The following is a 23,711-nucleotide window of genomic DNA, read 5'->3' on the forward strand; positions in this document are numbered from 1 at the left end:
GCTGGCCTCATCGCAGCTGAGGAACGGAAAGGACGGCGCAGTGGCGCGATACGGCTATTTCAATGCCAGATACAGGCCCAGCACGATCAGCACCACCACGATCAAACTGATGGCAACACGCCCACCACGCAGCTCCACCAAGGCATGCCACCACACCCGCGCTTCGGGAGTGCCGCTGGCATGGTGCGGCTTACCACCACTGCTTTTGCTGTCCTGCATCCTCAGTGCTCTTTCCATTACATCACCACACAGCTTAAGGATGCGACGTTACACAGGTGTGGAGCAGTTCAGAATCTTCCGTGAAATGCAGCACTGCGTGAGCGACTGCGCGTGTGATTTTGCATCGAGGCGCTTTCACAGCGTGCAAGGCGCAATCCGTTACGGTGAGCTGGCGTGCGAAAACGTGGCCGCCTTGCCATCAACGCCATGGCCACGGAGTCATCGCGTGCTTCATGTAATCACGTAGATACACCTGCATGCATAGCGTGTAGAAACGCCGGACCAGTCTGACCAATTAAGCCTGCACCGGCGCACAGCGCTGCAATGGTCGGGTTCGATGATCATTCGTTGACATACCCGCAGTTACCCTGCACGTCAAGTTTGTTTATCCCGGAACACCTCAAGTCATGAGCAGAGATCCATCCGTCATCGATGTACAAGCCGAAATCGCGCATTGGCAGGCGCGGCACGCCCAGGGCAACCTCGGCTCGGGCAAGTTCAGCGAGTTGTCCCCGGTGGTGAAAATGGCCTGCGATATCTATTTGCAGGCACCGCGATCGAGTGATCAGGAACGTCTGCGCCTGTTTCGCGACCGCTTGGAGCACCACTTCATTTCGTCCAACACCCAGTCCAACTACGAACAGCTAGCCACCGATTGCTGGCAGCGTCTGGGCACGCGCAATAGTTGAGTACGCAGTACCGAGCAATACCTGTTTTTCATTGGAGATCGTCATGAAAACCCCGTATCAAGTGCAGCAGGAGCTGGAACGACTGGAGCGGTTGGTTCCGCACATCGTCAGCGACCAGGGCGACCGCGCGGAGGAAATCCTTGGCTTCCACGTCGCCAGTTTGCTGGGTAGCGCCCCGACCAGCGAACACGCGCTGATCCGCGAACGCACGGCACGCATGGCACGCACCTGTCGCAGTGCGCAGGACGCAGTGCGCGCTCCGAAGATTCCAGCCAGATCATTGGGCATAACGCCCGTCGCCCAGCCGCAATGGGCCTGATCGACGCATTCCTCGGAGCCGCATAGCGGCTCCGTTGCATACACCCAGCGGCACTGCCGATTCATTCCAGGACATCCATGAAATCCACGCTCGTTACTGCTTCGCTGCTGGCCATGCTCACCCTTACTGCTTGCGATCGCCCTGGTGGCGATGCGTCGCGTACTGCCCCGGCAGTGTCGCCGGAACCGACCGCTGCACCGGTCAGCGGCAGCGGCGCGACCGAACTGGCCAAGGGGGACGCCGCAGTGCTGGGCGTGCTGGCAGCCATCGACGAGAACGAGATTGCGCTCGCCAAGCAGGCCATCGAACAGGATCTGGGCGGCGCCACCGGCGAATTCGCGCAGCAGATGCTGCACGACCACGAAGCCAACCTTGAAAAGACCAAGGCCCTCGGTGCAGCGGAAAGCCCGCGCGCCGACGCCATGCGTGCCAAGGGCAAGGCCTCCGTGGAAGCGCTGTCCAAGACCCTGACCCTGCCCGATGGCAAGGACGCCTACCGCAATGCCTTCATGCGCAACATGGTCATCGGCCACGGCGACACCATCAAGATCCTCGATTCGGAGCTGCTGCCCGCCGCCGAAAGCGCACCGGTGAAACAGCATCTGGAAGAGACCCGCCGCGTGGTGTCGGCACATTTCGAACGCGCCCACGCGGTGTCTTCGTCCAAGTAAGCAACTGATCAAGCCGTTACCTGCAAACGCGCCGGCACGCCCGGCGCGTTTGCGTTTGCGGGCCGGCAACGGCGTACCTGGGCCATGCGTTTGTCTTGGCCTAAGAGTGGCTGACAAAGTGCTGGGCAGTCGTGAGGCGGGCCCGACAACGCTTGGCATCGGCGCCGAAGTGCATCGGCATATAAGGATCTGGTGCGCCATGGCTCCTGGGCGGGTCCTTCCGCCTTGTGACGACTGCTCACCCTGTGTTGCCAGCCGCTCCGGGACCACAGCGCGACATGCAGCCGGCGTGCACGATGCATCGCCGCGCAGCTTCACCTCGCTTGGCTGCGCCCTGGCCTATCGTGCCGCATCGATTCGGCCCAGGGGCCTCTCATGCAATTGCTCATCACTGGCGGCACCGGCTTCATCGGCCAGGCCTTGTGCCCGGCATTGCTGCAGGCCGGGCACAAGGTCAGCGTCTTGACCCGCGACCCGCGCCGCGCCAGCCGCCAGCTGCCGGGCGTCACCGCAGTGGACACGCTGGACGGCGTGCGCGCCGATGCGGTAATCAATCTGGCCGGCGAGCCGTTGGCCGCCGGCCGCTGGAGCGATGCGCGCAAGCAGCGCTTCCGCGCATCTCGCCTGGGCATGACCCGCCAGTTGCATGACTGGATCGCGCAGCAGCCGGTCGCGCAGCGTCCCGCGGTGCTGATTTCCGGGTCGGCCGTGGGCTATTACGGCGAACGTGGCGACACCGTGTTGACCGAAACCGACACCGCCGGCGACGACTTTTCTGCCGTGCTGTGCCGCGACTGGGAAGCCGAAGCCAACACCATTGCCGCCCTCGGCCCGCGCGTGAGCTGGGTGCGCACCGGCATCGTGCTGGACCGCGATGGCGGCGCGCTGGCCCGCATGCTGCCGGCATTCCGCTTCGGCGGCGGCGGGCCGTTCGGCGATGGCCGCCACTGGATGAGCTGGATCCATCGCGCCGACATGGTCGCGCTGCTGCTGTGGTTGCTGCAGCACGGCGAGCCAGGCGCCTACAACGCGACCGCGCCGAACCCGGTCACCAACGCCGACTTCGCGCGCACGCTGGCCCAGGTGCTGCACCGCCCCGCCCTGCTGGCGCTGCCGGCCGGCGTGCTGCGGCTGGGCTTCGGCGAAATGGCCGACCTGCTGCTGGTCAGCCAACGCGTGCTGCCGCAACGCGCGCTCGCTGCCGGCTTCGGCTTCCAGTACGCCCACCTGGACGCGGCGCTGCGCGCCATTCTGCAGCGCTGAGCGGTAGCCAGGACGCTGGGCGGACGGCACGCCAGCCTGCGCTGCGTGCCGCCGGGGTGAAGTGACCCCCAAAAGTTGGACAGTTGGCAATCAGACGACGTGCGTGGCCTGTTGCCGGTACTTACCGGGCTCAGGCCTTTCAATTTCAGCTTGATGCGGTCTTCGTTGTGGTACCTGATGTACTCCACCAGCCCGGCTTCCAGGCTGTCGATGCTGTCAAAGCGGTTGAGGTAGAAAAATTCCGACTTCAGCGTCCCGAAGAAGCTCTCCATGGCCGCGTTATCCAGGCAGTTGCCGCGTCGGGACATGCTTTGTGTCAGACAGTGCTGTTCGAGCTGATGCCGGTAGGTCGCGTGCTGGTAGTGCCATACCTGGTCAGAGTGGACCAGCGGCCGAGCGTCGGGCGACAGTTTTTTGATTGCCTGATCCAGCACCAGCCTTGGCGCCTACGACGCGGCCAAGACCGGCATCCGCCCGGGCGCCAAACAGTTGGTCGAGGGGATGCGGTAGGCCTTGCTGCGCTCATCGCGTGCGTAGTGCGGGTGCGCAGGGAGAGTCCCTTCTCCCGCCGGGAGAGGTGCTCCGCAGGGGCGGATGAGGGTACGGGAGCAGCCTCGTGGGGTTTGGTGGTCGGAGCGTCGCGCTGCTGACCGAGCACCATGCGGTTGAACGAAGCGTCGCGCTGTCGAATGCGTGAGTGGCTTTGCCCCGTACCCTCACCCCAACCCCTCTCCCGCAGGAGAGGGGCTTTCAGTGGCGCGGTGCATCATCCCCTTCTCCCATCGGGAGAAGGGGCCCCGCAGGGGCGGATGAGGGTACGGGCGCAGCCTCGTGGGGTTTGGTGGTCGGAGCGTCGCGCTGCTGACCGAGCACCATGCGGTTGAACGAAGCGTCGCGCTGTCGAATGCGTGAGTGGCTTTGCCCCGTACCCTCACCCCAACCCCTCTCCCGCAGGAGAGGGGCTTTCGGTGGCGCGGCGCATCATCCCCTTCTCCCATCGGGAGAAGGGGCCCCGCAGGGGCGGTTGAGGGTACGGGCGCAGCCTCGTGGGGTTTGGTGATCGGAGCGTCGTGCTGCTGACCGAGCACCATGCGGTTGAACGAAGCGTCGCGCTGTCGAATGCGGGTGTGGCTTTGCCCCGTACCCTCACCCCAACCCCTCTCCCGCAGGAGAGGGGCTTTAAGCTCGGGGCTGTGCGAGGAGCGCCGACTTGTTTCAATACCGCACGTGGTGCGCACAGTGCACGCGGCCCGTTTAACCCATGCAACCCATGTGGCCCATGGGGCCTCCGCTAATGCTCCAACAGCGTCGCAGCATCAGCGCGTGACGCGCTTGACCGCCTTTTTCCCCACGGCCTTGCGGGCCGCAGTGGTCTTCGCCACGGCGCGCGTTGCCGGGGTCTTGGTGACCTTGGCGGCTTTCTTCAACGCGGTTTTGGTCACGGCCTTCTTGAGCGGGGCTTTCTTCACTGCGGCCTGTTTGGTTGCGGTCTGCTTGGCGACAGGCGCCTTCTTGGCTGCGGGCTTGGCCAGTGTCTTGGCAACCGGCTTCTTGACTGCCGCCGACTTGGCCGCTGCCTTCTTCGCTGCGGCGCGCGCATTCACCGTTGCCACGGCGGTCTTGCGCGCTGCGCTCTTGGCGGTGGTCTTGGCACTCAGCGCGGCCGCTTCGGCCTTGGCGTTGACCTTGGCGGTTTCCAGCTTCCGCTTGGTGGTGGCCTTGGTGTCGGTGATCTTCTTCTTGGCAGCGGCGCTGGTGCTGCTCAGCTTCTGCCTGGCTGCATCCCTGGTCGAGGTCAGCTTCTGCTTGGCCGCATCCCTGGTCGCGGTGAGCTTCTGCTTGGCGGCGTCCTTGGTGGCGACCAGCTTGTCCTTGGCAGCGTCTTTGGTGGCTGTCAGTGAGCGCTTGGTCTTGGTCACGCTGCGCTTCACGGCGGTGGCCGCATCGCCGGCTTTCCTGACCACGTTCTTTTCGGCCTTGACCACGGCCTTGCGCGCTTTTGCCACACGCGTCTTGACCTCTTCCACCGCCGTGCCGGCGACGTCCTGCACGCTGGCGACCGCCTCGCTGGTGGTGCTGGCGATGGTCTCGGTCAGCTCGGTGGCTGTGCTTTTTACGCTATCGACGGCGTCGGACAGGGTTGCCGTTACACCATTGCCGTTGCTCATAGACCCTCCTTAAGGGCGTCAGTGCGAAAAACCGGGCGATGCGCGACGGCACGCAACATGCTGAACAGGCATCGGATCAAGCGGACGCTACGCCGGGCCCGTCGGGCTGTCAACGCAATCGCCGCAAGGGGTGCGCGGCACTTTCACCGGCAGTTAAATTGCACGCAGGCACTCTCGTTCAGCTTGATTTACGCAGTCAGACGCCCTATTCCTCTTCCACCGCGTAACCCGGAATCCGTTCCATGCGACCGCTGCCTACCCTGCTGACTCTTTCGCTGGCCGCTGCCTTCGGCGGATTTGCCGCCACCGGCATCAATGCCTGGCTCGACAACCGTGCCGAAGCCACCCCGGCCGGCAATGCCGCCTTTACCCTGCCCGCGGCCGCCGCATTGCCGGCCGCGGTCGCCGGGCAGCCAGTGCCGTCGCTGGCGCCAATGCTGCAGCAGGCAATGCCGGCGGTGGTGAGCGTCAATACCAAGCAGGTGGTGCGCGTACGCAACCCGTTCTTCAACGACCCGATCCTGCGCCGGCTGTTTCCGCAGGTGCCGCAGGACCGCATCAACGAATCGCTGGGGTCGGGCGTGATCATCGATGCGCAAAAAGGCTACGTGCTCACCAATCACCACGTCATCGAAAATGCCGACGACGTGCAGGTGACGCTTGGCGACGGGCGCACCGTCAAGGCCGATTTCATCGGCTCCGATGCCGATACCGACATCGCGTTGATCCGCATCAAGGCCGACAACCTCACCGACATCAAGCTGGCCGACAGCAACGCGCTGCGCGTGGGCGACTTTGTGGTGGCGATCGGCAACCCATTCGGGTTCACCCAGACCGTCACCTCCGGCATCGTCTCGGCGGTGGGTCGTAGCGGAATTCGCGGGTTGGGCTATCAGAATTTCATCCAGACCGACGCCTCGATCAACCCCGGCAACTCGGGCGGTGCACTGGTCAATCTGCAAGGCCAGCTGGTCGGCATCAACACCGCCAGCTTCAATCCGCAAGGCAGCATGGCCGGCAATATCGGCCTGGGCCTGGCGATCCCGTCCAACCTGGCGCGCAATGTGGTCGAGCAATTGGTGACCAAGGGCGTGGTGGTGCGCGGCACGCTCGGCCTGGAAACCCAGAACCTGACGCAGCAGATGCTGCAAGGCCTGGGCGTGGATTCGTTGCGTGGTGCGGTGGTGACGCGCGTGCTGCCGGGCTCCGCAGCAGCGGCGGCGGGCGTACAACCGGGCGACGTGGTGGTGGCCGCCAACGACCAGCGCGTGGACAGCGCCGAGGCACTGCATAACTACGAAGGCCTGCAGGCGGTGGGCAGTGCGGTAACCCTGGATATCCGCCGCGATGGCAAGCCGCTCAAGCTCAAGGCCACGCTGAAGGAGCAGGACCGCGCGGTCACCGGCGACATGCTGGACCCGCGCTTGAGTGGCGCCACCTTCGTGGACCTGCCCGAATCGCTGCGTCAATCCGGCATTACCGGGGTGATGGTGAGTGAGGTCAAACGCGGCGGTCGCGCCGCAGCCAACGGCCTGGTGACCGGCGATGTGATCGTGGCCAGCAGCGTTGGCGAGTTCGCCGATCTGGCCAGCTGGCGCGCCAATTTCCAGCGTAAACCGCAGCAGCTGGTGGTGCGCATCCTGCGCGGCAACGCGCAGTACGACGCGTTGATGCGTTGACGCGATGTGCACTGCACGCCGCCTCCACTAACGCCTCCTACACCCCCCCGATGCTATTGATACTGCTCGACCGCACGTGAGTGGCGGCTGCCCTCAATGACCCAAGGAGATATCGCATGAGCCCCACCAATACCGATCAGCTGAAGGACAACCTGAGCGAAGCCGGCACCCACCTGAAGTCGGCCGCCAGCGCCGCCGGCGAAGCCGTCAAGGGCGCCACCAGCGCTGCCGGCGATGAGCTCAAGCTCGGCCGCGCCAACGTCAAGGCCGAACTGTCCGACACCGCACTGGCCGGCATGGCCGCTGCCGAGTTCGGCGGCGCTGCTGCCAAGGAACAGATGGACGTGCTGGTTGCCAAGGGCAACGATCTGCTCGAAAGCGCCACCGACCTGATCCGCGAGCGTCCGCTGGCCGCTTTCGGCGTGGCGTTTGCCGCTGGCTGGGTGATCGCCAAGCTGGCACGCAGCAACGACAACTAAGTCGTGACCGATCAGGCCTCTACTGCTGCCGGAACCGATGCGCTGAACGCGCGTGCGGAAACGCCAGGACTGGACGAAAGCGTACGTGCGGTCGGCGCTGCCGGCCGCGCGACGCTGGGCTCGGCCAAGGACACCAGCCGCGCATTGCGCCGACTGGTGTCGGCCGATCTGCAGCTGGCACGCAGCGCTTTCGGGCGCGGATTGGCGTGGGCGTGCGTGGCCGTGGTATTTGGTGCCTCGTCGTGGCTGCTGCTGGCCGGTGCGATCATCGCCCTGCTGCAACGCGCCGGGTTGTCGTGGTTCCATGCGATGTTCTTTACCGCGCTGGCGAGTCTGTTGGTGACCGGCATCGCGGCGTGGCGGGTGTTCTTCTACTTCGACCACACCGGTCTCAATGCAACGCGCCGTCAGCTGATCAAGCTGGGCATCTTCGACGACAGCAATGAAGACGACGATGCCGCCGCGACGTCGGCCAGTGGAGCACGCACATGAAGTTTGGAACCTTGCGTCAGCGCGTCGAACGCGCCGAGTTTCTGGTGGAAGGGCGTGCGCAGGAAACGCGCCTGCACTGGGGTGAATTGCGCCAGACCTGGCGTGCAGGGTGGTCTCCAGTGCGCATCGTGCTGGTCGGCTTCGGGCTGGGGTTTGTCACCGGCCGCAACGAGCCGCAGGCCGCGCTGGGCAGCATTGCCGGCAAGCTCGGCGGCATCCCCAAGATTCTGCAGATGATCAGCACGATCTCTGCGCTATTCACGGCGCATCGCGCGCAGGAAGCCTCTCAGCAGGCAGAACGGGCGGCCGACAATGCCGAGGAAGTGGCTGCCGACCCGCCGGTGACCGTGGTTCAGGTACCGGTCGACCGCGCAGCTTGATCCAGGCGTGGTGTATGCGGCGGCTGGCGATCTGCTACGCCGCCGCTCTTGGCACCGGCAGGTTCCGGGATCTGCATAAGAGCAGTTAGCAAAGCATCGGCGCGACACGGCCGCGGTGCGTGCTCCGGGTGCTTATGTACCGCTCGTACGCTGCGCTTGCGAAAGCACCGCCCGCAGCAAGCGACGATCAATCACGACATTTTTAGCCCGTTCAAGCCACTGCTGAACCACGGCAGCTGCCAGGGCGCATAGCCGGCGTGCCTATGGCTCGTTAATCAACCGGTATATCCCAAGCATGTATTTCGCTGCCTCGTGCCATCCTTATTCGCTGAGCAACTGCTTGTATCTTTTGTCGGCCTTTTCAGGCTTGAGATAGTGGGTTCGCATGCTCAAGATGGCGCGCCGTTTAGCCGAGCGCACTTTGCGTCGCAGCTAGCGTCAAACCGCGCGCAGGCTGTCCACGTTGAAGCCGCTCTGTCGCCAGAATCACAAAGGTCGCCGGCAGCGGCCACACGCGCGTCCACTCGACGTCTTGAGAACGGCACAAGTCCTTTTGCGGCCGAGGCCGCCAGGCAGCCGTCCGTTCCCTGACATCGCGCCCACAGGCTCTGTGCGCGCCGTTGACGCGTTGTGCCGATAATGGCGCACCGCTGGCGGTGTGCCAGTCTGTTGCCAGGGCGCGCATGTCTCTTCCCGTCGATTCATTGGATGCTGCCGCACCGGCAGAGTCGCTTCCACCCGCACCGGCGCCCCGCCCGCGCGCGCCTGCTTCGATGGTCGTGCTGGCCACGCTGGCCGTTGGCTACACGCTGTGGGCGGCACAGACGATCATCCTGCCGATCATGCTGGCCGCATTTTTCGCGCTGATCGGCAACCCGATCCTGCGCGGCCTGCGCAAGCTCTATATCCCGCGGTTTCTCGGCGCATTGCTGGTGTTGTGCCTCGGACTGGCCGGCACCGTGACCCTGGCTGCGCAATTGGCCGGCCCCGCCGCCGAATGGGCGCAGCAGGCACCGCGGCAGATGCGCCAGATTGCGCGCGATGTGCGCGACCTCACCAAGCCGGTGATGCAGGCCAACCAGGCCGCGGAAAATTTTGCACGCGCGGCCGGTGGCGAAGGCCAGCGCAGCGTGCAGATCGTGCGCACGCAGATGGACGACCCCTACAAGGCGCTGGTCCGCACGCCCAAACTGGCCGCGTCGGTGCTGGCCGTGGTGCTGCTGACGTTCTTCTTCATGGTGTATGGCGAGAGCCTGCAACGGCATGCGATTGCCTTGCTGCCCAACCGCCAGCAACAACGCTTCACCACCGAAATCATGCTGGATATCGAACGCGAAGTGTCGCGTTACGTGCTCACCATCAGCGTGATCAACACGCTGGTCGGGTTGATATTCGCCGGTATTTTATATGTGCTGCAGATTCCGCTGCCCGAGGCGATCCTGTGGGGCACGGTGGTGGCACTGCTGAATTTTGCGCCGTATGTGGGCCCCTTGATCGGCGTGATGCTGATGCTGCTGATGGGCTTTGTGGAATTCCGCACCACAATGTCTTCGCTGCTGCCGGCCATCCTGTATCTGGCACTGCACACCATCGAAGGCCAGGTGGTAACCCCTATCGTGCTGGGCCGCCGCATGGCGATCTCGCCGCTGATGCTGATCCTGGCGCTGATGCTGTTCGGCTGGCTGTGGGGCATGGTCGGCCTGCTGCTGGCGGTACCGCTGCTGGTCTGCATCAAGATGGTGCTGAGCCGGGTGGAGGGGATGCAGCGCTGGGCCAGACTGCTGGAGTAGCGGGGATTCGGGATTCGGGATTGGGGAATCGCAAGAGCGGTGGTGCTGCTCTGCCCATTTCCTACTCCCGATTCCCCATTCCCAACGCAAGACCGTAAAATCTCGCGATGAGCTTCCGCATCAGCGCCATCACTCTCGACCTCGACGATACGTTGTGGCCTTTTGCGCCGATCGGGGCGCGCATCGATCAGGTGTTGTACGACTGGATGTGCGAGCACAGTCCGGTCACCGCCGAGCGCTTTCCGTTGGAGGCGATGCGCGAGCTGCGTGAGCGCAGCTTTGCCGACAACCCGCACCTGCATCACGACCTCAGTGCGTTGCGCCGGTTGACGCTGGAAATGGCGCTGCGCGACAGCGGCGGCGATCTGGCGTTGCTGGAGCCGGCCTATGAAGTGTTCTATGCCGCGCGCAACCAGGTGGAATGCTATCCGGACGCGCTCGACGCGCTGGCGCGCATTGCCGCGCATGTGCCGGTGGCCGCGCTCAGCAACGGCAATGCCGATCTGCAGCGCATCGGGCTGATGCATCATTTCGCGTTTCAGCTGGGCTCGCGCGAACACGGCAGCGCCAAGCCAGACCCAAGCATTTTCCTGGCCGCCTGCGCCCGGCTCGAAGTGCCCCCCGCGCGCGTGCTGCACGTGGGCGACCACGTGCGCATGGACGTGCTGGGCGCACTGGATGCGGGCCTGCGCGCCTGCTGGATCAATCGCGACGGCGCCGTGTGGTCGCACCCCACCCAGCAGCCGGACCTGGAATTCGACAGCATGACCGGGCTGGCCGATTGGCTGGATGCGCGGCAGCCGCATCCCGGCCCCACGCACGCCGGCATCAGCATTCCCGCCTGAGCCCACTCTGCTCGGCGCATGGCGCCGCATTCGAGGATTTCCATGTCGCACCTCACCGGTTTCATCGATTCCAACGCCGCGGCCCTGCCGCTGTATGTGCTCGACCGCGAGGGCTTTACGCGCTGGTGCGCCGAACAACCCACCCGCGTGCTGTCGTGGGCGCAGGCCCAGCGTTTCGACGCGGCGCCAGGCAGCGTGCTGCTGTTGCCGGGCGACAACGGGCTGGCCGGTGCAATCCTGGGTGTTGGTGATCGTGCCGATGCCTACGCTTATGCGCATGCGCCGATGGCGTTGCCGCCAGCCAGCCGCTGGACCCTGGCCAACGCCTTGAGCGATGCCGAACAAGCGTTGCTGCACCTGGGCTGGGGCTTGGGCGCTTATCGTTTCGCGCGCTATCGCAAGGTGCCGCGCGCGCCGGCCGAGCTGGCCGCCACGCCATCGGCGCAGACGCGCGCCTTGATCGAGGCCTGCCTGCAGGTGCGCGACTGGGTCAATACGCCGACCGAAGACATGGGCCCGCAGCACCTGGAAGACGCCACCCGCACGCTGGCGCAGGCACATGGCGCGCAGGTCGATGCGATCGTGGGCGAGGCATTGCTGGCGCAGAACTTCCCCACCATCCATGCCGTTGGGCGCGCCTCGCATCGCGCGCCGCGGCTGATCCAGCTGCAGTGGGGCGATGCCGTGCATCCGCATCTGGTGCTGGTCGGCAAGGGCGTGTGCTTCGACACCGGCGGCCTGGATCTCAAGCCTGCCGATGGCATGCGCAACATGAAAAAGGACATGGGCGGCGCCGCGCATGCATTGGCGCTGGCCGGGCTGGTGATGGCGCAGCAGTTACCGGTGCGGCTGACGCTGCTGATTGCCGCAGTGGAAAATGCGGTGGGCCCGGACGCGTTCCGCCCTGGCGAAGTGATCACCACCCGCGCCGGCGTGACGGTGGAGGTGGACAACACCGATGCCGAGGGCCGCCTGGTGCTGTGCGATGCACTGAGCTATGCCACCGAACAACGCCCGGACCTGATCCTGGATTTCGCAACCCTCACCGGTGCGGCGCGCATCGCGCTGGGCCCGGACCTGCCTGCGTTGTTCGCCAACGACGATGCGTTGGCACAGGCCTGGATCAACGCTGGCGAACAGACCCGCGACCCGGTCTGGCGCATGCCGCTGTGGCGCCCGTACCTGCGTTATCTCAACAGCCATGTCGCCGACATGGCCAACGCCGGCTCGCGCATGGCCGGCGCCGTCACCGCCGCGCTGTATCTGGAACGCTTCGTGGCCCCGGGCCAACGCTGGGCGCATCTGGACGTCTACGCCTGGAACGACAGCGACCGCCCCGGCCGCCCGGCCGGTGGCGAAGCGCTGGCGCTGCGCTCGGCCTTTGCGATGCTGCAGCAGCGTTACGGCGGCTAACAATCCGGGCCGGTGTGGCGCTGGGGCCTTCGGCCCCGACCATCCCGGAAGCTGCAGGGGGGCGTTCGCTTGGCCAAGGACATGGAGGCTGCCGCGGGCATCACACGCCCACGGCAGCGTGTTCCGGATGATGCGGCACAGGCCGTGCCCGGCCGCGGGATGGTGACGCGGGCGCACACCCTTCCATACACCGCCCATTGCACCACCGGAGCCAGCCATGACGTTGCCACCTCCCTCGCCCCAGCACGCGCGCAGCCCTGTGCTGCCGCTGCTGGGCATTGCCGCCATTGCCGGCGGCGTTGCCATCGCATTCGCCTGGACGGCGGGCTGGATCGGCGGCGACCGGCTCACTGCCGCGCGCATGACCGATACCATCGAATCCAGCGGGCCGCCGCATCCGGGCTTCCGCCGCGCGCATACCAAGGGCGTGTGCGTGAGCGGGCAATTCCAGTCCAGCGGCAAGGCCACCTGGCTGTCGTCGGCGCGCATCTTCAGCCAGGCCAGCACGCCGGTGCTGGGGCGCATGTCGATCGGCGGCGGCGACCCCCACGGCCCCGATGGTCAGGCGCGCGTGCGCAGCATGGCGCTGCTGTTGCGCAGCGACGATGGGCAGGAGTGGCGTACGGCGATGAACAGCTTTCCGTTCTTCGTGGTGGCCACGCCGGCCGGCTTCCAGGCCCTGAATGTGGCCTCCAAGCCCGATCCGGCTACCGGCAAGCCGGACCCGGAGAAACTGGCGGCGTTCGGCAAGCAGTACCCGGAAGCGGCCAAGTTCCAGCAGTGGGCCAAGACTGCGCCATGGTCGGACAGCTGGGCCAATACGCAGTACAACGGCGTCAATGCGTTCCGCGCCATTGCCGGCGATGGGCGCGAACGCTACATCCGTTGGTCGATGCGCCCGCATACGCCATTCAAGGAATTGAGTGCAGAACAGCGCAAGCAGGCCGATGGCGATTTTCTCGCCACCGATCTGGACGCGCGACTGGCGCAGGGGCCATTGCGCTGGGACATGGTGCTGACCGTGGCCGAGCCCGGCGATGCGGTGGACGACCCGTCGCAGCCGTGGCCGGCCAGCCGCAAGCAGGTCGTGGCCGGCACGCTGTCGATCGAACGTGCGCAGCCGCAAGCCACCGGCCCCTGCCGCGATCTCAATTACGACCCATTGATTTTGCCCAAGGGCATTGCCGCATCGAACGACCCGATTTTGGCGGCGCGCTCGTCGGTGTATTCGCAATCGTTCAATCGCCGCGAGCGCGAAATCGCCAACGGCCAGGGCAGCGCAGCCACCGGACAGGGAGCACGCCAATGAGCAGCCGCACGCACTTCAATCTGCCCGCACGCGTGCTGCATTGGCTGATGGCCGCGATGATCCTGACCATGCTGTTCGTCGGTGTGGGCATGGTGGCCTCGGTGACGCAGCGGCCGTGGCTGATCGACCTGCATCGCCCGTTGGGTATCGCGATTCTGATCCTGGCGGTGCTGCGCTTGATCAACCGCTTGCGCCATCGCCCGCCGCCGTTGCCGGCAGACCTGCCGGCGTGGCAGAAGGCCGCCGCGATCGCGTCGCACTGGCTGCTGTATGCATTGATGCTGGGCATGCCGCTGATCGGCTGGGCGATGTTGTCGGCCGGCGGTTATCCGATCGTGTTGTGGCCAGGTGCGAACCTGCCGGCGATCGCACCGCACGACCCGGCGCTGTATGCCTGGCTGCGCAGCGCGCATGGCTGGCTGGCGTACCTGCTGTTCGCCACTGTGCTGGGGCATCTGAGCGCGGCACTGTTCCATGCCTGGGTACGCCGCGACGGCGTATTTTCCAGCATGGCGCGTGGGGAGCGGTCGGCACGTTGATGGAGTGGAGCTGGAGTGGATAACGTGTTGTGCAGAGTGATTTCGCTGCGCGGATGTACTCTCCACTGCGCGCCCTTTTCCAATGGGAGAGGGGCTTGTCCCTTCTCCCGTCGGGAGAAGGTGCCCCGCAGGGGCGGATGAGGGTACGGGCGAAGCCTCGCAATGCTCATTCCCATGTGGCTTCGCCCCGTACCCTCACCCCAACCCCTCTCCCGCCGGGAGAGGGGCTTGATTCCTCCTCCCCTTGAAGGAGACCGATGTCCCGACGAGAGGGGCTAGTGCACTGAATCCGAGGAATCGGATGTGATGCGTCGAGTTGGATCAGCGAAGGTCCATTTCAGCGGTTTTGGGTTTTTGTTGTACTGGCGGATGTAGCGCATGAGCTTCTTATCGAGGTCTTTGACTGAGGAGAAAACCCCGCGTGTGATGACATCACGCTGGATGCGGGCGAACCAGTTCTCGACCTGGTTCAGCCATGACGAGTAGGTGGGGGTGTAGTGCATATGAACGCGGGGGTACTCGGCCAGGAACGCATGCACGAGCGGCGTCTTGTGGCTGCTGACGTTATCGCAGATGACATGGATGTCCCGGCCGTTGGACTGACTGGCGACAACCTCTTCGAGGAAGGTCACGAACTGCTCGCTGGTGTGACGAGCTGCCGTTTTGCCCAGCACTTCGCCAGTGCCCGTATTGAGCGCGGCGAACAGGCTCAGTGTGCCATTACGCTTGTATTCGAATCCGTGGCTTTGCGCGCGTCCGGGTGCCAATGCAAGCATCCGGTCCTTGCGGTCCAGCGCCTGGATCGCGGTCTTTTCGTCCACGCAGAAGACCACCGCGTGCGCAGGCGGGTCCAGGTACAGGCCGATCACGTCTGCGGCCTTGGTCTCAAACTCCGGGTCGTTGGAGACCATGTGGGTGTCCAACCGATGCGGACGCACGCCGTGTTTGCGCCAAATGCGCTGGACGGCCGAGAACGACACATTGCCCAGCTCGGCAGCCAGCTTGCGACTGCTCCAGTGCGTCGAACCGTCTTTGGGCTTGTGCTTGAGCGTGCGGTTGAGCACACGCGCTTCCAGCTTGGCCGTCGGTATCTTCGGCGCACGCCCAGGATGCACCGACACCAGCCCGGCCAGTCCTTGCGCCTCAAACGCCGCCGTCCACTTCGAGACGAATGCGTCGTTGCAGGCAAGCTTAGTGCGTATGTGGACTCGACGTTCTCCATCGCTCCAAAGCACAACACACCGCGCGCGGCGCACCAAAGCGGCGTTGCCGTGACGCTTGCGCATCACCGCCTCCAATTCAGCACGCTGTTGGATCGTCAGCTTCGTTCTTTGCATGACACACTAACTGGGGATCATGCATCCGATTTCAATGATTCAGTGGACTAGTGTTTAACGCTGGCGTTTTGTTTTGACCGCAGGCGCAGATGCTTCGATGCCCTTGCCAGTCGCCGCCCAATAAATCCCGCCGTACAAATGCTCCAGATAACGTGGGTCGTTATAGGCCTCGGCCAGATGGCCTAGCGCAGTGGCGAAGACGCGGCCGCCTTCGAAGTGGTGGTACCACGCCACCGGGTGCTGTTTGCCCATGCCCTTTGCGACTTGGCCCGGCCAGATCAGGGTGGGGTCGTAGCTGCTTTCGTCCACAGTGAGCAGCGTGACCAGATCATCGCTGTAGGGCGGGTCGTATTCGTACCACTCATCGCTCCACACCCAGCGCTTGGGCAGACCGGCCGTGGCCGGGAAATTGGCATCCACCACATCCACCATCGCGGTCTGCATGTACGGGTGTGTGCGGAACGAGCGGCCGATCATGTGGTCGTACCATTCCCAATCGCCGCGCTTGATCGCAAACGCCTTGTGCACGGCGACCACGCCACCGCCGTTGCGCACGTAGTTTTGAAAGTTGGCCCGCTGCGCCGGGTCCAGATCGGTGGCCGGCGTATTGAGCAGCACGATGGCCGCGTACTGCGACAGATCGCCATCGAAGGCTTTCGCATTCCACGCCCACACCATCTCGACATAATGCTTGCGCGCCATCGCTTCGAATTGCGGCTTGGCCACGGGGATATAGTCGTGGTGATACTGGTTGGGAATGGCGGCCACCAAGATCTTGAATTGCTCGGCAGAGGCATTGAACGCGCACACCAACAGCAGGCCCGACAGCCACAGAGATTTCATGCATTACTCGCCATTTTTTCCGATGCTGCGCAGTGTACCTGCGTGCAAATCGCATTCCTTCGCACGCGTTTGGAATAGCTGCGCTTGGCCGAGTCAAGCGAGTGATGCCACGGTTTCGATGCGGGGTGCGTGAGGTGATTGCATCGAGCAAGCGCTGCCCACCTGCATGCAATCGCACGCGCAGAAACGCGAGCGGCCTGCGCACGCCATCAGTCGAATGAAGGCGCTACAACCAGCCCTTCTGCCGCGCCAGCCGGTACGCTTAGATGCGATTGGCCACGCCCAATTTGCCGATGCATTCGGACAGATAATTGCGCACGGTGCGATGCGAGAGCTGTAACTGCTGCGCAATCTCGCTGGCAGAGCGGCCTTCGCCGGCCAGCCGCAGCACGGTGCGCTCGCGTTCCCTCAGGGGGTCCGCTTCTACCCACGCATCGATGGCCAGCTGCGGATCGATCACCCGCCCGCCGCGCTGCACCTGGCGCAGCGCATCGACCAATTGTTCGGCCGGCGCATCCTTGAGCAGATAACCGGCCACGCCGGCGTCCAGTGCACGACGCAAAAATCCCGGGCGCGCGAATGTGGTGACGATCATGACGCGCACCGGCAGCGCGTGACGCTGGATCCGCTGCGCCAGTTCCAGCCCGGTCAGGCCGGGCATCTCGATATCGGTGACCAGCACGTCCGGCTGCAGGCGCTGCAGTTCGCGCCACGCGCTTTCGCCGTCGCCAGCGCTGCCGACCACGGCGATCTCGTCCTCCAGCCCGAGCAGGGCCACCAGCGCGCCACGCAGCAAGGCTTGGTCTTCAGCCAACAACACCCGGATCATCGGTTGCGCTCGCATGCAGACAACGATGGCGCACGATAGCAGCCGCTGCGCTCGCCGTGCATTCGTCCAGCTGCGGTCGGCGTCTGGGCGCTCAACGCGACTGCGGCACTGCCGGCATGGGCAGCGGCGACGTTGCCGGTGCGGTGCGCGGCAATGGCACGCTGGCGCGCAAGCGCATGCCACGCGGCAGCGCTTCCACCTCCAGTGCGCCGCCCAGGCCATGCAAGCGTGCGCGCATGCAGTCCAGGCCGTTGCCGGGCACGATCACGCCGCCGCGTCCGTCGTCGGTGATCTCCAGCACCGCCTGCTCTCCGTGCGCACGCAAATTTACCCGCACACGTGTTGCCTGGGCGTGGCGCTGCACATTGGTGGCCGCTTCGCGCACCACCAGCGCAAGCGCGGTTTCGTGTTCGGGCGGCAGCGGCAGCGTCTCCAGCTGCTGTTCCAGCGCGATGCCGTCCAGGTCCAGCAGCACCCGCGCCGATGCCAGTTCGGCCACCAGGCCAGCGGCACGGATGCCGGTGACCGCGCGGCGTACTTGCGCCAGCGCATCACGCGATATCTGCGCCACGGCGTCGATTTCGTTGCGTGCCGCCTGCGGGTCGCGTTCGACCAGGCGTGCAGCAAGATCGGATTTGAGCGCCACCAGCGACAAGGTATGGCCGAGCAGGTCGTGCAGATCGCGGCCAATGCGCTCGCGTTCGGCCGTGGCCGCCAGCCTTGGACTTCGTCCTGCGACAGGCGCAGAAATGCATCCTTGCGTTCGTTGATGCTGTACACCGCACCCACGGCTGCCATGCCCAGCACCGAAACGGGCAACCACACCAGCGACTGCAAGCGCGTGCCCAGCCAGTGCGCCCACCCCAGGTACAACGCGTTCATCAGCACCAGCATCGCGAAATGCCGCCACAACGCATGCCCCGTAGAGGGGCGCAGGCTCAGGCACGCGAAGCTGAAATAGCTGATGCCCGAGGGATATACCGGCAGCAACGCGGCACTGAGCGCGCCCATCGCCCAGGCATGGCGGTACAGCGTGTCGCGTGGCGCCAGCAACATGCGCGCATACAGCAGCAGGAACAGCGGATACGACACAACTGTGCACAGCAGCCAGGTGCTGCCATAGCCACGCGAGGAAAACACCGGCACCACGAACACCCATGCCGACCACAGCAGGTGCACACAGTCCATCCACGGCGACTGGCCTTGCGCCAGGCGAGCGGCCACTTGCGAATTTGCGGCCGGACGAAGCCAGGCCGGGAGCCTTGCATGCATCGGAGTGGATCCTAGTCGTTCAGCGGATTCTGCCACTGCCGGGTTCGCCTGCGTGCGGCTCCGTACAGGACGATATGGGGGAGCGGCCTCATGCATGCACGCCACCGGTGATTGCCAGGCTGCGATTGCGTGCTGACGCAGCCACTTGCCTGCGCAAGCGATGCAGATGCAGATGCAGATGCGAGCAAGGCATGCAGGTGGAACATTGCCGAGGAGCCGCCAGCATCGCCGCCCGCATCACTGGCGCACAGTTGCCGTTGTCATGCGCTGCAGGTGACAGCTGTCACTGGTGAGCGTGGTGGCGCTGGCTGCATGCTGCGCAGCATCTGGCCGTGCTCTCGGCGCACCGACCGTTCGTCGCCGCACCGCCGTTGGTGACTTCCGGCAGCTTGCGGCGCCGTCCGCAGACCGTCACATTTCGCGCAGCCTTCCGTCCTGGTCATCGATGAATACTTCCGCCGATCTGCTCAAGCAACTCCGCATCGACCGCCAGCGTCCTGCCACGCCACCGCCTGCACGTCGCGGCGGCTGGATCGCCGCTGCGGTTGTCATCGTCATCGTGCTGGCCGCCGCCGCGTGGTGGTTCACGCGCCGACCGGTGGTGAACGTGCAGACCGCGCCGGTGGTGGCGATCAGCGCCGGCAGCAGCAGCGCCTCGGTGCTGGATGCCTCCGGGTATGTGGTGGCGCGGCGCATGGCCACGGTGTCGTCGCAGGTCACCGGCAAGGTGCGCGAGGTCATGATCGAAGAAGGCATGCGTGTCGAACAGGGCCAGGTGATGGCCACACTCGACCCGCTGGATGCCGATGCGCAGCGTACCTTGTCTGCATCGCAGTTGTCGGCCGCGCGCAGCCAGGTCGACAACATGCAGGCGCAACTGGCGGTGGCCAATGCCGATGCCGCGCGCCTGCAGTCCCTGGTTGGCGCGCAATTGGTTTCCCGCTCGCAGTACGAGCAGGCCATCGCACAACGCGATGCCTTGCGCGCGCAGCTGCAGAATGCGCAGCGCAACGTGCGGGTTGCCTCGGACCAACTGGCCATCGCCGGCATCCGCTCGGACTTCAATGTGGTGCGCGCGCCATTTGCCGGCGTGGTGACGGCCAAGGCGGCGCAGCCGGGCGAAATCGTCTCGCCGTTGTCGGCCGGCGGCGGCTTCACCCGCACCGGTATCGGCACCATCGTGGACATGGAATCGCTGGAAATCGAGGTGGAAGTGGGCGAGTCCTACATCGGCCGCGTGCAGCCGAAGATGCCGGTGGAAGCCGTGCTCAATGCGTATCCGGAATGGAAGATTCCCGGCGAAGTGATCGCCATCATCCCCACTGCCGACCGCGGCAAGGCCACGGTGAAAGTGCGCGTGGCGCTCAAGCTCAAGGACCCGCGCATCGTGCCGGAAATGGGCGTGCGGGTGAGCTTTCTGGAACAGGCCAAGCCGCAGGAAACGGCCAAACCGCAGGGCGTACGCGTGCCGGCCGCCGCACTGGTGGAACGCGACAGGCGCACGGTCGCGTTCGTGGTTGGCGAGCACAACAGCGTCAGCGCGCGCGCGGTCACCACCGGCATGGTGATGGGCGAAGACAGGCAGGTGCTGTCCGGCCTGACCGCAGGCGACAGCGTGGTGCTGAATCCGCCGGCGGCGTTGAAGGAAGGCGACAAGGTGGTCGAAGCCGGGCCGGACGCCGAGTAACGCAAACCAAAGACAGTGCAGGCAGCCCAGCTGCTCGGGGGAACACGGCAAGCGTTGATGGAAGCGGTAGATATGCTGGCGCTGGCGCCGCGCTGCGATACACGCTGTCGAATTCAGTAAAGCACCATCGACTGCGTCAGCGCATGCGCAGTCGCGCTGCGCTTCAACATCGCTTCAATCGGTATAGCTGCACGCGTTCAAACATCGCTTCAGTCCGTGCAGCACTGCACGCGTTTCACACAGCGGCAGCGTGTTGCGGCGTGCATCGCCGTAGCAGCACCCGATACGCGGCAGCCGCAGGCAGCACCACTCCACCGCACACCACCTCGTCGTGTCACTGCAGTGCCGCATCCAACATCCGCAGTCGCGTTGCCGCATCGCTGTCACTCTTCCCATTGCACCGCCAGGAGTCGCCATGTCCGCTCTCGTCAGTTTGCGCAACATCACCAAGACCTACCAACGCGGCCCCGAGCAGGTGCAGGTGCTGCACGGCATCGACCTGGAGATCGCCAGCGGCGATTTCGTGGCGCTGATGGGTCCGTCCGGCTCGGGCAAGACCACCTTGCTCAATCTGATCGGCGGGCTGGACAACCCCAGCGGTGGCGAGATCGAGATCGAAGGCGAGCGCATCGACCGCATGAGCGGCGGCCAGTTGGCAACCTGGCGCAGCCACCACGTCGGCTTCGTGTTCCAGTTCTACAACCTGATGCCGATGCTCACCGCGCAAAAGAACGTGAAGCTGCCATTGCTGCTCACCTCGCTCAATGCGGCGCAACGCAAGCGCAATGCAGAAATCGCCTTGACCCTGGTCGGCCTGCAGGAGCGCCGCAACCACAAGCCCAGCGAGCTGTCCGGCGGCCAGCAGCAACGCGTGGCGATTGCGCGCGCCATTGTCTCCGACCCCACCTTCCTGATCTGCGACGAACCCACCGGCGATCTGGACCGCCACAACGCCGAAGAAATCCTGCGCCTGCTGCAGGAGCTCAATCGCGAACATGGCAAGACCATCGTGATGGTCACGCATGACCCCAAGGCTGCCGAATACGCCACGCATACCATCCATCTGGACAAGGGCGAGCTGGCCGACGCGCCGCTTGCACTGTAAGGGAGCGCTGCAATGAAGTATCTCTGGTTGGTGTGGGCCCAATTGTTCCGCAGCAAGACCCGCACCCTGCTGACCTTGCTCTCGGTGGTGGCGGCGTTTTTATTGTTCGGCATGCTCGATTCGGTGCGCGTGGCCTTCACCGCCGGCGGCAGCGTCAGCGGCGTGGACCGGCTGGTGGTGGCCTCGCGCCTGTCGATCACCCAGTCGTTGCCGATCAATCTGGAAGCGCAGATCCGCCGCGTGCCGGGCGTGCGCGATGTGACCTCGGCGATGTGGTTCGGCGGCATCTATCGCGACCCGAAGAACTTCTTCCCAAATTTTTCGGTGGCGCCCAATTTCTTCGATGTCTACAGCGAATACCAATTGCCCAAGGACCAGCTCAAGGCCTTCCAGACCACGCGCACCGGCGCGGTGGTCGGCGAAAGCCTGGCCAAGGAAAATGGCTGGAAACTCGGCGACACCATCCCGCTGCAGGCCACCATCTTTCCGCGCGGCGGCAGCAACGACTGGCCGCTGGAACTGGTCGGCATCTTTCGCATGAAAGACCGCACGGTGGCCGCCAACCAGGAACGTCAGTTGATGATGAACTGGAAATACTTCGACGAATCCAACGACTACATCAAGAGCCGGGTCAGCTGGTACACGGTGACGCTGCGCAATGCCGACCAGGCCTCGCGCGTGGCGCAGGCGATCGATGCGTTGTCGGCCAACTCCGATCACGAAACCAAGTCGCAGACCGAATCGGCGTTCCAGCAGGCCTTCCTCAAACAGTTTGCCGATATCGGCTTGATCGTCACCTCGATCATGGCCGCGGTGTTCTTCACCTTGCTGCTGCTCACCGGCAATACCATGGCGCAGGCGGTGCGCGAGCGCATCCCGGAGCTGGCCACGCTGAAGACGCTGGGCTTTCAGGACCGCACCGTGCTGAGCCTGGTGATGGTGGAATCGATGTTGCTGATCGGCCTGGGTGGCTTGATCGGCATGGGGCTGGCGGCGCTGGTGATCCCGGCAGTGGCAGCGCGCAGTGGTGGCCTGATGCCGACCCAGAGCGTGCCGCTGCAGACCCGACGTCCCCCCGATTTTGAGTAGCGCCGCAGTTTGGAGTCCAATTCCCTACCCGAAGGAGATTGGACGTGAAGAAGCGTTTTACTGACGAGCAGGTCATCGGCTTTCTGCGTGAGGCCGAAAGCGGCGTGGCGATCAAGGACCTGTGCCGGCGCCATGGCTTCAGCGAGGCCTCCTACTACCTGTGGCGCAGCAAGTTTGGCGGGATGAGCGTGCCCGATGCCAAGCGACTCAAGGACCTGGAGGCAGAGAACACGCGCCTGAAGAAGCTGCTCGCCGAGCAGGTGTTCCAGAACGATCTGATCAAGGAGGCACTGCAAAAAAAATGGTGAGCGCACCGGCGCGTCGTGCGCTGGTGCGCGAGTGGATGGGGCGAGGGGCCAGCGAGCGTTGCGCGTTGGCCGCGATCGGCATGAGCGCCAGTGCGCTGCGCTATTGCCCGCGCGAGGACCGCAACGTTGCGCTACGCGAGCGCATCGTGGAACTGGCGCATCGCCACAAGCGCTACGGCGTGGGGATGATCTATCTCAAGCTGCGCCAGGAAGGACGCCTGGTGAACTACAAGCGTGTGGAGCGCTTGTACCGCGAGCAGCAGCTGCAGGTCCGCCGCCGCAAGCGCAAGAAAGTGTCAGTGGGCGAGCGTCAGCCGCTGCTGCGGCCATTGCAGGCAAACCAGGTGTGGTCGATGGACTTTGTGTTCGACCGCACCGCCGACGGCCGGGCGATCAAGTGCCTGGTGATCGTGGACGACGCCACACACGAAGCGGTCGCCATCGAGGTGGAGCGTGCAATCTCGGGCCATGGCGTGACGCGTGTGCTGGAGCGGCTGGCCATCAGCCGCGGCTTGCCGCAGGTGATCCGCACCGACAACGGCAAGGAGTTCTGCGGCAAGGCGATGGTCACCTGGGCGCATGCGCGTGGCGTGCAGTTGCGACTCATCCAACCCGGCAAGCCAAACCAGAACGCCTATGTCGAATCGTTCAACGGCCGGTTGCGCGATGAATGCCTCAACGAGCACTGGTTCCCGACACTGCTGCACGCACGCACCGAGATCGAGCGCTGGCGACGCGAATACAACGAGGAGCGACCCAAGAAAGCAATCGGCGGCATGACGCCCTCCGCGTATGCCCAACAGCTGGCCAACACCGATATCATCAACCCCGGACTCTAGACCCGGCCGCTACTCAGGACGGGGGGACGTCGGACCTGGTTGGTCGCTTTCGGGCTGATGGTCGGCATCGGCCTTGTGGTGGGTGTGCTGCCGGCATTACGCGCGCAGCGCTTGAAGATCGTCGATGCACTCGCCGGCCGCTGACAG

General features: G+C 64.8%; 21 protein-coding genes and 3 pseudogenes. 17 read left to right on the forward strand and 7 right to left on the reverse strand.

The features are described from left to right. Window positions 1-54: 54 nt before the first annotated feature. Window positions 55-219: a hypothetical protein gene (locus M3O59_RS19175; protein ID WP_064632714.1), complete on the reverse strand. Its 165-nt coding sequence runs from the start codon at window positions 217-219 to the stop codon at window positions 55-57. Window positions 220-626: 407 nt separating this feature from the next. Here M3O59_RS19175 and M3O59_RS19180 point away from each other — a divergent pair, with 407 nt between their 5' ends. The 4 genes from M3O59_RS19180 to M3O59_RS19195 all read left to right on the forward strand — a co-directional run bounded on the left by M3O59_RS19180 (window position 627) and on the right by M3O59_RS19195 (window position 3,161). Further along, window positions 627-908 (forward strand): hypothetical protein, encoded by a 282-nt coding sequence (locus M3O59_RS19180; protein WP_064632716.1) that lies wholly within the window; start codon window positions 627-629, stop codon window positions 906-908. A gap of 43 nt (window positions 909-951) precedes the next feature. Beyond that, entirely contained in the window at window positions 952-1,227 is a 276-nt protein-coding gene (locus M3O59_RS19185; RefSeq protein ID WP_064632729.1) for a hypothetical protein, read from the forward strand. A 77-nt stretch (window positions 1,228-1,304) separates the two neighbouring features. After that, window positions 1,305-1,898: a DUF4142 domain-containing protein gene (locus M3O59_RS19190; protein ID WP_116906043.1), complete on the forward strand. Its 594-nt coding sequence runs from the start codon at window positions 1,305-1,307 to the stop codon at window positions 1,896-1,898. 375 nt (window positions 1,899-2,273) lie between these two features. Beyond that, window positions 2,274-3,161 (forward strand): TIGR01777 family oxidoreductase, encoded by an 888-nt coding sequence (locus tag M3O59_RS19195; RefSeq protein WP_116906044.1) that lies wholly within the window; start codon window positions 2,274-2,276, stop codon window positions 3,159-3,161. A gap of 104 nt (window positions 3,162-3,265) precedes the next feature. Here M3O59_RS19195 and M3O59_RS19200 read toward each other — a convergent pair. Continuing rightward, window positions 3,266-3,595 (reverse strand): annotated as a pseudogene (locus M3O59_RS19200) (IS3 family transposase); the annotation flags it as partial. Between the two features lie 882 nt (window positions 3,596-4,477). Beyond that, the gene (locus M3O59_RS19205; RefSeq protein WP_116906045.1) at window positions 4,478-5,329 is read right to left on the reverse strand and encodes a histidine biosynthesis protein HisIE; all 852 of its coding nucleotides are present in this window, start codon (window positions 5,327-5,329) and stop codon (window positions 4,478-4,480) included. Window positions 5,330-5,571: 242 nt separating this feature from the next. Here M3O59_RS19205 and M3O59_RS19210 point away from each other — a divergent pair, with 242 nt between their 5' ends. The 9 genes from M3O59_RS19210 to M3O59_RS19250 all read left to right on the forward strand — a co-directional run bounded on the left by M3O59_RS19210 (window position 5,572) and on the right by M3O59_RS19250 (window position 14,255). Next, window positions 5,572-7,008 (forward strand): Do family serine endopeptidase, encoded by a 1,437-nt coding sequence (locus tag M3O59_RS19210; protein ID WP_064634429.1) that lies wholly within the window; start codon window positions 5,572-5,574, stop codon window positions 7,006-7,008. A gap of 116 nt (window positions 7,009-7,124) precedes the next feature. Next, the gene (locus M3O59_RS19215) at window positions 7,125-7,487 is read left to right on the forward strand and encodes a hypothetical protein (protein WP_064634428.1); all 363 of its coding nucleotides are present in this window, start codon (window positions 7,125-7,127) and stop codon (window positions 7,485-7,487) included. Between the two features lie 3 nt (window positions 7,488-7,490). Further along, on the forward strand, window positions 7,491-7,979 hold the full coding sequence (locus M3O59_RS19220; protein WP_116906046.1) for a phage holin family protein: 489 nt from the start codon (window positions 7,491-7,493) through the stop codon (window positions 7,977-7,979). Next, window positions 7,976-8,359 (forward strand): hypothetical protein, encoded by a 384-nt coding sequence (locus M3O59_RS19225; RefSeq protein ID WP_064634426.1) that lies wholly within the window; start codon window positions 7,976-7,978, stop codon window positions 8,357-8,359. Before M3O59_RS19220 ends, M3O59_RS19225 begins: the two co-directional genes overlap by 4 nt. 683 nt (window positions 8,360-9,042) lie before the next feature. Beyond that, window positions 9,043-10,149, forward strand: coding sequence for an AI-2E family transporter (locus tag M3O59_RS19230; protein ID WP_064634425.1), 1,107 nt, complete (start codon window positions 9,043-9,045; stop codon window positions 10,147-10,149). Window positions 10,150-10,256: 107 nt separating this feature from the next. Next, complete coding sequence (locus M3O59_RS19235) at window positions 10,257-10,994, forward strand: HAD family hydrolase (RefSeq protein ID WP_116906047.1); 738 nt, start codon at window positions 10,257-10,259, stop codon at window positions 10,992-10,994. Window positions 10,995-11,036: 42 nt separating this feature from the next. After that, window positions 11,037-12,407, forward strand: a complete 1,371-nt coding sequence (locus M3O59_RS19240) for a leucyl aminopeptidase family protein (RefSeq protein WP_064634423.1) — start codon at window positions 11,037-11,039, stop codon at window positions 12,405-12,407. A 217-nt stretch (window positions 12,408-12,624) separates the two neighbouring features. Next, window positions 12,625-13,716, forward strand: coding sequence for a catalase family peroxidase (locus M3O59_RS19245; protein ID WP_116906048.1), 1,092 nt, complete (start codon window positions 12,625-12,627; stop codon window positions 13,714-13,716). Then, on the forward strand, window positions 13,713-14,255 hold the full coding sequence (locus M3O59_RS19250) for a cytochrome b (protein ID WP_116906049.1): 543 nt from the start codon (window positions 13,713-13,715) through the stop codon (window positions 14,253-14,255). The genes M3O59_RS19245 and M3O59_RS19250 overlap by 4 nt, the downstream gene beginning before the upstream one ends. A 275-nt stretch (window positions 14,256-14,530) precedes the next feature. On the opposite strand, the gene M3O59_RS19255 is transcribed toward M3O59_RS19250, so the two are convergent. The 4 genes and pseudogenes from M3O59_RS19255 to M3O59_RS19270 all read right to left on the reverse strand — a co-directional run bounded on the left by M3O59_RS19255 (window position 14,531) and on the right by M3O59_RS19270 (window position 18,536). Further along, on the reverse strand, window positions 14,531-15,541 hold the full coding sequence (locus M3O59_RS19255; protein ID WP_082925906.1) for an IS630 family transposase: 1,011 nt from the start codon (window positions 15,539-15,541) through the stop codon (window positions 14,531-14,533). A gap of 105 nt (window positions 15,542-15,646) precedes the next feature. Beyond that, window positions 15,647-16,435, reverse strand: a complete 789-nt coding sequence (locus M3O59_RS19260) for a ThuA domain-containing protein (protein ID WP_116906964.1) — start codon at window positions 16,433-16,435, stop codon at window positions 15,647-15,649. A 262-nt stretch (window positions 16,436-16,697) separates the two neighbouring features. Then, window positions 16,698-17,264, reverse strand: a complete 567-nt coding sequence (locus M3O59_RS19265; RefSeq protein ID WP_116906963.1) for a response regulator transcription factor — start codon at window positions 17,262-17,264, stop codon at window positions 16,698-16,700. Between the two features lie 91 nt (window positions 17,265-17,355). Continuing rightward, window positions 17,356-18,536 (reverse strand): annotated as a pseudogene (locus M3O59_RS19270) (sensor histidine kinase). A gap of 445 nt (window positions 18,537-18,981) precedes the next feature. Here M3O59_RS19270 and M3O59_RS19275 point away from each other — a divergent pair. The 4 genes and pseudogenes from M3O59_RS19275 (at window position 18,982) to M3O59_RS19290 (ending at window position 23,564) form a co-directional block, all read left to right on the forward strand. Continuing rightward, the gene (locus M3O59_RS19275; protein WP_181920682.1) at window positions 18,982-20,223 is read left to right on the forward strand and encodes an efflux RND transporter periplasmic adaptor subunit; all 1,242 of its coding nucleotides are present in this window, start codon (window positions 18,982-18,984) and stop codon (window positions 20,221-20,223) included. Between the two features lie 415 nt (window positions 20,224-20,638). Further along, on the forward strand, window positions 20,639-21,328 hold the full coding sequence (locus tag M3O59_RS19280) for an ABC transporter ATP-binding protein (protein ID WP_116906962.1): 690 nt from the start codon (window positions 20,639-20,641) through the stop codon (window positions 21,326-21,328). 12 nt (window positions 21,329-21,340) lie between these two features. Then, a pseudogene (locus tag M3O59_RS19285) lies at window positions 21,341-22,393 on the forward strand (ABC transporter permease); the annotation flags it as partial. A 68-nt stretch (window positions 22,394-22,461) separates the two neighbouring features. Beyond that, window positions 22,462-23,564, forward strand: a protein-coding gene (locus M3O59_RS19290) for an IS3 family transposase (protein WP_330462629.1) whose coding sequence is annotated in 2 segments (ribosomal slippage) — window positions 22,462-22,711 and window positions 22,711-23,564 — 1,104 coding nt in all. Because the reading frame shifts where the segments join, the coding sequence is not laid out codon by codon here. The last annotated feature ends 147 nt before the right edge of the window (window positions 23,565-23,711 follow it).

This window comes from Xanthomonas nasturtii (assembly GCF_023337365.3).
In the GTDB taxonomy this organism is placed as follows: domain Bacteria; phylum Pseudomonadota; class Gammaproteobacteria; order Xanthomonadales; family Xanthomonadaceae; genus Xanthomonas; species Xanthomonas nasturtii.